Genomic DNA, 12,448 nt, shown 5'->3' with positions numbered 1-12,448 from the left:
GGCCAGTGATGAGTGAACAACATAACGAAAAGGCTGGCGAACTGACCATTACCGAACTGGAACAGAGCAGCGCCGATCTCTACGCCCTGCTGGCAAGCCTCTGGCGCGCCGCTCCCCGCGGCGAACAGCTCGCCTGGCTGCAAGGGTTGCAGCCGATGCCGGGCCCCTTTGCCAGAGGGCTGGGGCTGGTGCAGCTGGCGGCCAGTAGTCACCACGAAAACGAGCTCGCCGAGGAGTATCAGGATCTCTTTATCGGGCTGGGGCGCGGGGAGATCGTGCCGTTTGCCTCCTGGTATCTCACCGGCTCTTTGATGGAGCTGCCGTTGGCGGTACTGCGCGCAGATCTGCAGTCCCTCGGTTTCGAGCGCCAGAGCGGCGTGTGCGAGCCGGAAGATCATCTGGCCGCCCTGTGTGAGGTGATGGCGGTACTGATTGGCGAGCAACACCCGGAGCGCAACCGCTTCTATGAGCGCCACCTTGCCCCCTGGGTACTGGCCTGCTGCCGCGATCAGCAACAGGCGAAAGGGGGCAGCTTCTACCGGGCGGTCGGCGCCCTTGCCGACGATTTCTTCAAGCTGGAAAACGAATTGCGCCTGCCGTTTGGCGCCTGCGTGGTGAAGGGCTGAATGCCCCTATCTGCGCATAACACGCTGTGCATAACAAAAGCTGCGCATAACAAGACGAGCAGACGAGATATCCCATTGGACGCGAAGCTGGCGCGCAGGCGCTGGCAAGAACAACAACAGAGGTCACAAGAATGAGCGATGAACAGCTGAAAGACCCGTCCCGCCGCAATCTGATCAAGGGAGTTGGCGTAGTCGCCACCATAGGCGTGCTGGCCGGTGCCACCGGTCGGGTGGTGAGCAAAGAGGCGCTGACCCACGACACCGAGCCTGACAAGGGCTATCGGGAGACCCCCCATGTTCACGACTTTTATCGCACCCTGCGCGGCACCGACTGAGCCGGCTCAGTGAAGGAGAATTCATGAAACTGACAAAACGTGCCGAGCAGCCCCAGGCGGGTGAGCAGAGCAATCAGGCCATTCGCGGTCAGGGGCTGACCCGTCGCGCCTTTATGGTCAACTCAAGTCTGGTGGCCGGTGGCGCCGTGGCCGCCGGTTGGCTGGCGCCGGCCATGATGCAGCGGGCCGAGGCCAAAACCGTGGCCTTTGATGTGCCGGTCGAGGTGAAGCGCACCATCTGCTCTCACTGCTCGGTGGGCTGCGGCCTCTATGCCGAGGTACAGAACGGCGTCTGGACCGGTCAGGAGCCGGCCTTCGATCACCCCTTCAACTTGGGCGGTCACTGCGCCAAGGGGGCGGCCCTGCGCGAGCACGGCCACGGTGAGCGTCGCCTCAAGTACCCGATGAAGCTGGTGGGTGGCAAGTGGCAGCGCATCAGCTGGGATCAGGCCATCGAAGAGGTGGGCAATGAAGTGCTGCGCCTGCGCAAGGAGTCCGGCCCCGACAGCGTCTACTGGCTCGGCTCCGCCAAGCACTCCAACGAGCAGGCCTACCTGTTTCGCAAGATGGCCTCCCTGTGGGGCACCAACAACGTCGATCACCAGGCGCGGATCTGCCACTCCACCACGGTGGCTGGCGTCGCCAACACCTGGGGCTACGGCGCCATGACCAACAGCCTGAACGATATGCATAACAGCAAGTCGATCATGTTTATCGGCTCCAACCCGGCGGAGGCCCACCCGGTCGCCATGCAGCACATCCTGCTGGCGAAAGAGCGCAACGGCTGCAAGATCCTGGTGGTCGACCCGCGCCGTACCCGCACCGCCGCCAAGGCGGACATGTACCTCTCCCTGCGCCCAGGCACCGACGTCGCCTTTATCTGGGGCATGCTCTGGCACATCTTCAAGCACGGCTGGGAAGACAAAGAGTTCATCCGCACCCGCGTCTACGGCATGGATGAGGTGCAAAAAGAGGTGGCGCGCTGGACCCCGGCCGAAGTGGAACGGGTGACCGGCCTCAACGAGCAGCAGGTCTATGGCGCCGCCAAACTGCTGGCCGACAACCGCCCCGGCTGCGTGGTCTGGTGCATGGGGGGGACCCAGCACACCACAGGCAACAACAACACCCGCGCTTACTGCATCCTCGAACTGGCCCTCGGCAACGTGGGCAAGAGCGGGGCGGGCACCAACATCTTCCGCGGTCACGACAACGTGCAGGGCGCCACCGACTTTGGCGTCACCTCCGACTCATTGCCCGGTTACTACGGGCTGGAAGAGGGCTCCTGGAAACACTGGGCCCGAGTGTGGGATGTGGATTACGAGTGGATCAAGGCGCGCTTCGACAACAAGGCCTACAACGGCAAGCTGCCGATGAACAACAACGGCATTCCGGTCTCCCGCTGGGTGGACGGGGTGCTGGAGAACGCCGATCTCATCGAGCAGGGCTCCAACATCCGCGCCATGTTCTACTGGGGCCATGCGGTCAACTCCCAGACTCGCGGCCCCGAGATGAAGAAGGCGATGCAAAAGCTCGACATGATGGTGATTGTCGACCCGTATCCCACAGTCGCTGCCGTGATGAACGATCGCACCGACGGCGTCTACCTGCTGCCGGCCACCACCCAGTTCGAGACTTATGGCTCCGTCACCGCCACCAACCGCTCCATGCAGTGGCGCGACAAGGTGATTGAGCCCCTGTTCGAATCCAAGGTCGACCACGAGATCATGTATCTGCTGAGCAAGAAGCTCGGCTTTGCCGATCAGCTGTTCAAGCACATCAAGGTGGAGAACAACCAGCCACTCTTGGAAGACATCACCCGCGAGTACAACCGCGGCATGTGGAGTGTGGGCTACACCGGCCAGAGCCCGGAGCGGCTCAAGGCGCACCAGCAGAACTGGCACACCTTCCACAAGACCAACCTCAAGGCCGAGGGCGGCCCGGTCAGTGGCGAAGTGTACGGTCTGCCCTGGCCCTGCTGGGGCACCCCTGAGATGAAACACCCCGGCAGCCACATTCTCTACGACACCAGCATTCCTGTCTCGGAAGGGGGCGGCGGTTTCCGCGCCCGTTTCGGCATCGAGTATCAGGGCGTCTCGCTGCTCGCCGAAGACTCCTGGCCGAAGGGGAGTGAGGTGGAAGACGGCTATCCCGAGATCACTGCCGACTTGATGAAGCAGCTCGGCTGGTGGGATGAGCTGACCGAGGCCGAGAAAAAAGAGGCCGAGGGCAAGAACTGGAAGACCGATCTCTCTGGCGGCATTCAGCGCGTCGCCATCAAGCACGGCTTTGTGCCGTATGGCAACGCCAAGGCGCGCTGCGTGGTGTGGACCTTCCCGGATCAGGTGCCCAAGCACCGCGAGCCGCTCTATACCCCGCGCCGCGACTTGCTGGCTGACTACGCTACCTGGCCTGATTCGAAAAGCCTGTGGCGTCTGCCGACCCAGTACGCCTCGGTGCAGGAGAAGGATGTCAGCAAGGAGTTCCCCATCATCCTCACCTCCGGCCGTCTGGTGGAGTACGAGGGGGGCGGCGACGAGACCCGCTCCAACCCCTGGCTGGCTGAACTGCAGCAGGAGATGTTCGTCGAGATGAACCCGGCGGATGCCAACGATGTCGGCGTGCGCGACGGTCAGGACGTGTGGGTCGAGGGGCCAGAAGGGGGCCGGGTCAAGGTGAAGGCGCTGGTGACCCCGCGGGTCAAGCCGGGGCTCGCCTTTATGCCGTTCCACTTCGGCGGCCACTTCGAGGGCAAGGATCTGCGATCCAAATATCCGGAAGGGTCAGACCCCTATGTGCTGGGGGAGTCGGTCAACATAGTCACCACCTATGGTTATGACCCGGTCACCCAGATGCAGGAGACCAAGGTCACCCTGTGCCGTTTTCGCAAAGTAGGAGCCTGATCCCATGGCCAGAATGAAATTCATGTGTGACACCAAGCGTTGCATCGAGTGCAACGGCTGTGTGACGGCGTGCAAGAACGAGAACGACGATGCCCTGGAGTGGGGCATCCAGCGCCGCCGGGTGGTGACCCTCAACGACGGCCTGCCGGGGGAGACCTCCATCTCGGTCGCCTGTATGCACTGCACCGACGCCCCCTGCATGGCGGTCTGCCCGGCCGACTGCTTCTATCACACCGACGACGGCATAGTGCTGCACAACAAGGATCTCTGCATCGGTTGCGGTTACTGCCTGTTTGCCTGCCCGTTCGGTGCCCCCCAGTTCCCCAAGAGCGCCGCGTTCGGCGATCGGGGCAAGATGGACAAGTGCACCTTCTGTGCCGGTGGCCCGGAAGAGGATCACAGCGAAGCGGAGCGCCAGAAGTACGGTGCCAACCGCATCGCCGAGGGCAAGCTGCCCATGTGTGCCGAGCTCTGCTCTACCAAGGCGCTGCTGGCAGGGGATGCGCAGGTGATCTCCGATATCTTCCGCGAGCGGGTTGCCTATCGTGGTGCCCCTCATGCAGCTTGGGGTTCTGATGAACAGGCGCTCTATCGCGACGCCAGCAAACCTCACGATGGCAGAGGCAAGGGGCTCAAGCTTGGCAAGCAGGAGGATGGCCAATGAGACACTGGCTGACAGCGCTGCTGACGGCCTTGCTGCTGTTCAGTGCGCCCGGCTTCGCCGATGCGCAGAAAGAGGCGGTCGGCTTTGCCGGCGCCGATTACTGGCGGGCGGTGAAGGATGGGCAGGAGGGGACAACCACTTCCCGCTCGCCGGAGCATGGAGTGCTTATCTCGGTGCCGGGCCAGCTCTGGTTCGAGGTGAAGACCAAGTGGGTGTCACCGCTCGGTGCCATCGCCATCTTCGGATCGCTGGCCATGTGCGGTCTGATGTACCTGGTGGTGGGGCAGACCAAGCTCTCCAAACCGCGCACCGGGCGCAAGCTCAAGCGCTGGAGCAGGCTGGATCGGGCCCTGCACTGGACCACGGCATTTATGTTTCTGACCCTCTCCGGGTCGGGGCTGGCCATCATCTACGGCAAGTTCTTCATCAAGCCGGTGGTGAGCATGGGGGTGTGGCAGAACTGGATCTGGTTTGCCAAGGTGTTCCACAACTATGTGGGGCCGCTCTTCTTCCTCTGCCTGATGGGGGTGCTCATCAAGTGGTTTCGCCACAACATCGTCAACATGGTGGATGTGCAGTGGTTTATGAAGTTTGGCGGTATGCTTGGCAAGCACAAGGGAAGTCACCCCTCGGCGGGCTTCTCCAACGGCGGCGAGAAGGCGATCTTCTGGCTGCTCATCTGGTTTGGCGGCATTGTGGTGGCGACCGGGCTGTTTCTGGACTTCCCCATCTTCGGCCAGCTGCGCCGTCAGATGGAGTGGGCCAGTTTCATCCATATCGTCGGCGCCTTGATCCTCATCTGCGGCTTTATCTTCCATATCTACATGGGTCTGTTCCAGCTGGAAGGGGCGCTGGAGGGGATGGTGACCGGTGAGGTGGACGAGACCTGGGCTAAAGAGCATCACGATCTCTGGTATGAAGAGGTAAAGCATACTCTCGATGAGCCCAGGTCGGGTAAATCCGGTTGATGGCCGGCAAAGGTAAATTAAGAAGGGGCGCTGCGGCGCCCCTGTTTCATGGTGTCACCATGTCTGCCGGGTCAGTACTCACCTTTGGCCAGGCGGTCAAAATAGTCCCGATAGCGGCCGCTGGCGATGGCTTGCTGTAACTGCAGATTGAACTTATCCCGCAGTTTGGCCGAATCCGGCATTTTGTGCGGGAACATCACAAAGCTGTCGTTGCGCAGAAAAGGGGTCTGGCTGTGGGTGATAAGTGCCGCGCTGGCGGGATCAAGCTGGTTCTGCAACTCGGCCAGACCAACCCGCAGCTCTTGCGGATAGAGGTCGATCCGCTCGCGCAGCAGCTTGCCGAAATTCTGCTTCACATCGGTAACCCGCTGCTGGCTCACCTTGCCGTCGGCCACCATCTTATCCAGCTCAGGCCCGTAGCTGTAGGCGATGTCACCCCCCAACCGCAGGCCGATGATCTGCTCAAGGCGTTCTGCCTGCAACTGCCGTGATTTGAGGGAGAAGAAGACAAACTGCTCCTGCAGCACCGCTTCGCTGAACAGAAAATCCTGCTCCCGCTCCGGTTTGTGCATCCAGACGGCGGTGGCATCGTAGAGCTGGCTGTTGGCCGCCAGGGAATAGACCCGGCCCCAGGGGGCGAAGTGGAACTTCACCTGATAGCCCGCCTCTTTGAACAGATCGCTGATAAGGTGGGCAACGGGGCCATGATGTTTGGCTCGTTCGGCGATAAAGGGGGGCCATTCACCAACGATGATATTAAGCTCCCGGCCCGGTGCGGCCAGTGCCGACGGGCAGGTCAGAAACAACCACAGAGCAAGCAGCGGGATCAGGCGCATGGCAAGAAGAAGGCGTGGGCTGGTAGCGTCGAGGGCATCAGGGTCACTCCCGGCTGTGATGATGTGAAGGGGGCTGGGTTGTCAGCAATGCTAACATGAGTCTAATTCCTTGCCGTGGATATTTGTTGCGCTGGAGCCGCTGGAGGGGTGTTTTGGCCACAGGGTATGGCCAAGCTCACAAAATCAAACGATTAAACGTCATATGATTGATTTCATTATGAGTCTTGCTCTCCTGCCGAACGGCAACTTCACGTAAATCAAAGAGAATGACTATGGCTACCGGACAATATCTGCTGTGGAAAGATGCACAGGGAGAGGATTTTCGCCCCGTTGCACTGACCGGCACCGATCTGCTTAACAATCGATACCTCAACAAGGGCACAGCCTTTACCGAACAGGAGCGGGCCGATTTCGATCTCGATGGTTTGCTGCCTCCTCAGGTGCAAACCTTCGAAGCTCAGCTGGAACGGGTCTATCAGGGTTTTTTGAGTGCCTGCAGTGACATCGAGAAGTACCAGAACCTGCGTGCCCTGCAGGATCGCAACGAAACTCTCTTCTATGCCCTGTTGTCACGCCATGTAGAGGAGATGACCCCCTACATCTACACCCCGACAGTGGGCAAGGCGTGCCAGGAGTTCAGCCATCGCTTCCAGAAGCCCCGTGGCCTCTATATTACCCCTGACAATGTGGATGACATGGGCAGTCAGGCTCGTCACTTCGATGCCAAGTCGATCCGCATCATTGTCGTCACCGACAGCCAGGGCATTTTGGGGATCGGCGATCAGGGTGTTGGCGGCATGGGGATCCCCATCGGCAAGCTGGCGCTCTATACCCTGGGTGCCGGTATTCACCCCGCCTGTTGCATGCCCATTGCGCTGGATGTGGGCACCGATAATCAGACTCTGCTCGATGACCCCATGTACCTTGGCCGCCCCCACAAGCGCATTCGCGGCAAGGAGTACGAAGAGTTCATCGACAAGTTCGTACAGGGGGTCAAGCGCCACTTCCCCAATGCGGTGCTGCAGTGGGAAGACTTCAGCAAATCCAACGCCTTCAACAATCTGGCTCGTTATCAGCAGGCGCTGCCTTCGTTTAACGATGACATTCAGGGCACTGGCGCCGTGGTGCTGGCCGGTATTATCGGCGCGGTCAAGGTCAAAGGGGAGACCCTGGGCCAGCAGAACTATCTGGTCTATGGCGCCGGTGCTGGCGGGGTCGGGGTGGCGGATCAGATCTGCGCGGGGATGATCCGCGAGGGGATGGATCCCCAGGCGGCCCGCGATCGCATCTACATACTGGATACCCAGGGGCTGGTGTGCGACAACCGGGACGGGCTCGACGAGTACAAACGTCGTTACGCCAAACCGGGGCTGCTGTTGGCTGGTTGGGATACCGAGGTGCCCGGCAAGGCCAATTTGGCCGATGTGCTGCGTCATGTGCCCATTACCGTGCTGTTGGGGACCAGCGGCTCTGGCGGCGCCTTCCAGGAAGAGCACGTCCAGCTGATGCAGAAGCATTGCGAGCGTCCCATGGTGTTCCCGCTCTCCAACCCGACCGCCAACTGTGAAGCACTGCCGGAAGATATCTACCGCTGGAGCAAGGGCAAAGCCATCGTGGCTACTGGCAGCCCGTTCAAAGATGTCGCGTTTGAGGGCAAGGATTTTCGTATCGGCCAGGGCAACAACGTCTTTATCTTCCCCGGAGTGGGCCTGGCGGCCATCGTCAGCCAGATCCGCGAGATCACGCCCGATATCTTCACCACTGCCGCCTTTGCGTTGGCCGAGTGCGTGAACGAAGAGGATTTGGCACAAGGCTCTGTCTATCCGCGCATTCGAGAACTGCGCACTATTTCACTCCATGTGGCGACGGCCGTGCTCAAAGACATAGTGCGCCGGGATCCTTCCCACCCACTGATCGGCCAGGATCTGCAGCAACATATCCTCAACCAGATGTGGGAGCCGGTCTACCTGCCTTATCGTCGGGTATAGTGCCAATCATCAATTATCTAACTATTTGAAATTAAAGGGGATGATTCTTTCATCCTCTTTTTTTCCACATTTTTCGTGTCGGCGGTGAACAGAGGTAGCCAAATCCGCACGCTTTCATCACAAAGCAGCCCAACCAGCGCTATTTTCCCCATCTGTTGTGCAAAACCCCATCACTGTTGAGTGGCCTATCAATCATCGTGCAGGAAAAACGATTGGCGTTTGTAAGAAAAGTGCGTAAAATCGCATACTCGATGCTTGTAGCAACGAATCCCGCCTAAAAAGCCAGTTTCATGCCCTCCCCAAGCAGTAAAAGGTAACAAGTGACGTCTTTACGTTCATTTTGTGCTTTGAAAAAGTCTTGTGATAACTGAAAAGTGATAAATATCCCCATCAGTTGTCAAAAAGTTAAGGATATCCATGTTTTCCTTAGTCAAGCAAAGTGTCGCCGGGCTGCAAATCCTGTTTGTCGCCTTCGGTGCCATGGTTCTGGTGCCCCTGCTCACCGGACTTAACCCCTCCATGGCCCTGCTTGGCGCCGGTGTGGGCACCCTGCTGTTCCAGCTCTGCACCCGTCGTCAGGTCCCGATTTTCCTCGGTTCCAGCTTTGCCTTCATCGCTCCTATCATCTACGCCACCCAGACCTGGGGCTTGCCCTCCACCATGTTTGGCCTGTTTGCCGCCGGTTTCATGTATTTCATTCTGGCTGCGTTGATCAGGGCGAAAGGAATGGGATTTGTCCACAAATTGCTGCCGCCGGTAGTGATTGGCCCGGTGATCATGGTGATTGGCCTCTCCGTGGCCCAGGTTGCTTGCAACATGGCGATGGGCCGTGCCGGTAGCGAACAGGTTATTCCTGCGTCAACCGCCCTGACTCTGGCTGGTATCTCGCTGGCGGTTACCCTGATTGCTGCCGTGTTCTGCAAGGGCTGGATCAAGCTCATCCCCATCCTGTGCGGCGTGGTTGCCGGTTATGTCTCTGCCGTGTTCATGGGTCAGGTTAGCTTCGATGGCATGGTGAACGCCCCCTGGTTGGCGCTGCCCCACTTCGAAACCCCCGAGATCAACTGGGCTGCCGCCCTGTTCATGCTGCCAGTGGCCATTGCCCCCTGTATTGAGCACATTGGCGGCGTGCTGGCGATTGGTGGCGTGACTGGCAAGGACTATACCAAGGAGCCGGGTCTGCACCGTACTTTGGCCGGTGACGGCATCGGCGTCTGCTTCGCCGGTTTCATCGGTGGCCCACCCGTGACTACCTACGCCGAAGTGACCGGTGCCGTGATGATCACTCGCAACTTCAATCCGGTCACCATGACCTGGGCTGCGGTGTTTGCCATCATTCTGGCCTTCTTCGGCAAGTTCAACGCCCTGCTCACCTCCATCCCCATGCCGGTGATGGGCGGTATCATGCTGCTGCTGTTCGGATCCATCGCTGCTATCGGTCTCAAGACCCTGGTTGAATCCAAGGTGGATCTGGGGCTGTCACGCAATATCGCGATTGTCGCCGTGACTCTTACTGTCGGTGTCGGCGCGCTGGAGATGAAGATCGGTGACTTTGCGCTGGCCGGTGTCGGCCTGGCCTCTGTTGCCGCCATCCTGCTCAACCTGATCCTGCCTGCGCACTCCGAAGAGGGGGTGATGGAGGCTGCCAAGGATTGAGTGTCGCCGGACGTTCATCGTTGAGATAGAGAAGGCCACCTCGCGGTGGCCTTCTCTGTTTTGGTTCTCTAGTGCCACTTCTCGGCTCGGCGGAGCTCATATGGCGTCGAGTGTGGGGGGGGATGAGGGAGTTGGCATTCTCATTTGACGTATCTCTTTTCGTGACCTTAGCTAAAGGACAGGCTCGGCTCAGAGGTCTCCTCGAGCAGTATGGGAAAATGGATGTTGGCTTTTCAATCATTGCTCTCCCAGACCCCTGTCATGAAACGATGCGCTGCTTCTCCGCCACGGCGCTGTTGCATGGCACAGGTTTATCCGCCCACTCCATCTACTCCCTCATGCTGCCCTGGCATGTTTGCCACCTGGATTTACCGTGAGCCGCGCTCGCCAGTTGTATTTTATTGCGCGCTGGCAACATCCGGATCTGTTTGCTGCTGCACATGGGTGGGTGGCGAGCCGTGAAAGCCGGCATGACCCCAACGGGTCAGACATGCACCGCCATCGAGAACGGCGGATGTTCAGGGATGAATGGCAAACAAAGCGAGGTTGCGATGAACTATCAACTGCTGTGGAAAAGTGCAATTTTTTCAGTCTCTTCCATGATGGCGATGAGCGCGGTTCAGGCTGCGCCACTGAATGTGATGACCGAGGATTATCCTCCCTTCAATATGCAGGGTGAGGGAGGGAAGATTATTGGGCTGTCGACCGAGGTGGTTGAAGAGCTGTTCAAACGTGCCGAGGTCGAATACAAACTGACCCTGATGCCGTGGAAGCGGGCGTACGAAGATACCCTTGGCACACCCAATACAGCGCTCTATTCCACGACTCGCACTCCGGAGCGGGAGACGCTCTTCAAGTGGGTCGGGCCGCTAGTAAGTAACAACTGGGTCTTCTTCTCCAGCGCCACCGCCAATATCACGGTCTCTTCGCTGGAAGATGCCAAGCAGTATTCGGTGGGGGGCTATAACGGTGATGCGGCTGCCGAGTATCTTCAAACGGAGGGGTTCACCAAGCTGCAGCTTGCGGCCAACGATACCGCCAACGTGAAAAAATTGGAGGCGGGTCGTATCGATCTCTGGGCGACTGGCCAGTACCTGGCCCCCTATCTGGCCAACAAGGAGAACGTAGCCACTCCCAAGCCAGTCTTTGTGTTCAAGGAAACCCAGATGAGCCTGGCGTTTAACAAGGATACGCCTGATGAGCTTATCACCAAGCTAAACGAAATCCTGGCTGCCATGAAGGCGGATGGCACCATCGACAAGATCAATGCCAAGTACCAGTAATAATAGCGAGTGCCGCTCAATGGTAGTGCGTCGGCAGCTGTAAAAACCGGGAGGAAGCCATGGATTGGAAAAGTCTTACGTTCAGGATTGCCGTGTTAACCTCCCTGTCGGTGAGTCTACTGCTGGTGTTGTTTGGCGGGTACAACTACAACGCAGCCAGAGCGGATAGCTATAGCAAACAGAGTGCATTAGTCGAACAAGCCATCGGCCGGCTGCAGCTCTCCCTGCCTGGGCCGCTTTGGAATTATGAATCAGCCTTTATCGAGGCCTCGCTCAAGTCAGAGCTGGCGGCCGATATTCTCAGCGCTTTGCTGGTGGTCAACAAGGATAAGCTGGTGGCCGGATTTGCCCGTGACATTGAGGGTGATATAGCCCCCGTGGCGGCCATGCCTGCTGATACGTCTGCCTACGAGGGATATGACCTGGTCTATGACGACAGTGGCCAGAAAAACACGGTGGCCCGATTGCTGGTGCAAACCAGTGATGCCGCTATTCAGGCCCAACTGCGCCAGCAGTTGCTCACCACCGTCTGGCAGATCCTGGCGCTCGATCTCTGCATCATCGCGCTGCTGATGGTGCTTATCCACCGCAATGTGCTGAGGCCACTTCATCAGATGAATCAGGCGGTGTTAGATCTGGCCAGAGGAGAGGGGGACCTGACCCAGCGACTCAAGATCAACCGTCAGGATGAGATGGGAGCACTGGCCACCAACATCAACCACTTTATTGCCAAGTTGCAGGATATGGTGGCGAAGATTAATACCCTTTCTGCCGGGGTGCTACAAAATGCCGAGCGTTGCGATACCCTCTCGGCAGATACCAGGGTGGGCAGTGACGCCCAGCAGTCCGAGTTGGATCAGGTCGCTACCGCCATTACTGAGATGAGTCAGGCGGTACAGGAGGTGGCTGGTAATGCGGTCAAAACGTCCGGTGCCACTGATGAGGCCAATCACTATGTGGAGCAGGGTTACCATCTGGCAGGTCATGCCAATGAGGCGATTCATCAGCTGGTGGGTGAGGTGGAGCGAGTAGCCACTCTGATGCGAACCCTCTCGACCGAGAGCAACAGCATCGGCACCATTATAGAAGTGATCAACGGCATTGCCGAGCAGACCAACCTGCTTGCTCTCAATGCCGCCATCGAGGCGGCGCGGGCTGGCGATCAGGGGCGTGGTTTCGCGGTAGTGGCGGA

General features: G+C 59.1%; 10 protein-coding genes. 9 read left to right on the top strand and 1 reads right to left on the bottom strand.

The annotated features are described in order from the left end of the window. Positions 1-8 precede the first annotated feature (8 nt). The 5 genes from BN1117_RS15220 to BN1117_RS15200 all read left to right on the top strand — a co-directional run bounded on the left by BN1117_RS15220 (position 9) and on the right by BN1117_RS15200 (position 5,493). Positions 9-626 carry a TorD/DmsD family molecular chaperone gene (locus tag BN1117_RS15220; protein ID WP_040098733.1) on the top strand — a complete coding sequence of 206 codons (618 nt, stop codon included), beginning with the start codon at positions 9-11 and terminating at the stop codon, positions 624-626. 131 nt (positions 627-757) lie between these two features. Beyond that, positions 758-961 (top strand): transcriptional initiation protein Tat, encoded by a 204-nt coding sequence (locus BN1117_RS15215; protein WP_040098732.1) that lies wholly within the window; start codon positions 758-760, stop codon positions 959-961. Between the two features lie 23 nt (positions 962-984). After that, positions 985-3,861: a formate dehydrogenase subunit alpha gene (locus tag BN1117_RS15210; protein ID WP_040098731.1), complete on the top strand. Its 2,877-nt coding sequence runs from the start codon at positions 985-987 to the stop codon at positions 3,859-3,861. A gap of 4 nt (positions 3,862-3,865) precedes the next feature. Continuing rightward, complete coding sequence (gene fdh3B / locus BN1117_RS15205; RefSeq protein ID WP_040098730.1) at positions 3,866-4,525, top strand: formate dehydrogenase FDH3 subunit beta; 660 nt, start codon at positions 3,866-3,868, stop codon at positions 4,523-4,525. Beyond that, positions 4,522-5,493: a formate dehydrogenase subunit gamma gene (locus tag BN1117_RS15200; protein ID WP_040098729.1), complete on the top strand. Its 972-nt coding sequence runs from the start codon at positions 4,522-4,524 to the stop codon at positions 5,491-5,493. The genes fdh3B and BN1117_RS15200 overlap by 4 nt, the downstream gene beginning before the upstream one ends. Positions 5,494-5,564: 71 nt before the next feature. On the opposite strand, the gene BN1117_RS15195 is transcribed toward BN1117_RS15200, so the two are convergent. Then, positions 5,565-6,329, bottom strand: coding sequence for a substrate-binding periplasmic protein (locus BN1117_RS15195; RefSeq protein ID WP_040098728.1), 765 nt, complete (start codon positions 6,327-6,329; stop codon positions 5,565-5,567). Positions 6,330-6,601: 272 nt separating this feature from the next. On the opposite strand from BN1117_RS15195, the gene BN1117_RS15190 reads away from it, so the two are divergent. The 4 genes from BN1117_RS15190 to BN1117_RS15175 all read left to right on the top strand — a co-directional run. Beyond that, positions 6,602-8,317: an NAD-dependent malic enzyme gene (locus BN1117_RS15190; protein WP_040098726.1), complete on the top strand. Its 1,716-nt coding sequence runs from the start codon at positions 6,602-6,604 to the stop codon at positions 8,315-8,317. A 417-nt stretch (positions 8,318-8,734) separates the two neighbouring features. Next, complete coding sequence (locus BN1117_RS15185) at positions 8,735-9,973, top strand: uracil-xanthine permease family protein (protein ID WP_040098725.1); 1,239 nt, start codon at positions 8,735-8,737, stop codon at positions 9,971-9,973. 551 nt (positions 9,974-10,524) lie between these two features. Then, on the top strand, positions 10,525-11,256 hold the full coding sequence (locus BN1117_RS15180) for a transporter substrate-binding domain-containing protein (RefSeq protein ID WP_040098814.1): 732 nt from the start codon (positions 10,525-10,527) through the stop codon (positions 11,254-11,256). A gap of 59 nt (positions 11,257-11,315) precedes the next feature. Beyond that, positions 11,316-12,448, top strand: a 1,133-nt coding sequence (locus BN1117_RS15175) for a methyl-accepting chemotaxis protein (RefSeq protein ID WP_040098812.1), incomplete at its 3' end; no start/stop codon positions are given.

The organism is Aeromonas australiensis, assembly GCF_000819725.1.
Taxonomy (GTDB): domain Bacteria; phylum Pseudomonadota; class Gammaproteobacteria; order Enterobacterales; family Aeromonadaceae; genus Aeromonas; species Aeromonas australiensis.
Note: the sequence above shows the minus strand (reverse complement) of the source record. Positions and strands in the feature narration are given on the sequence as shown.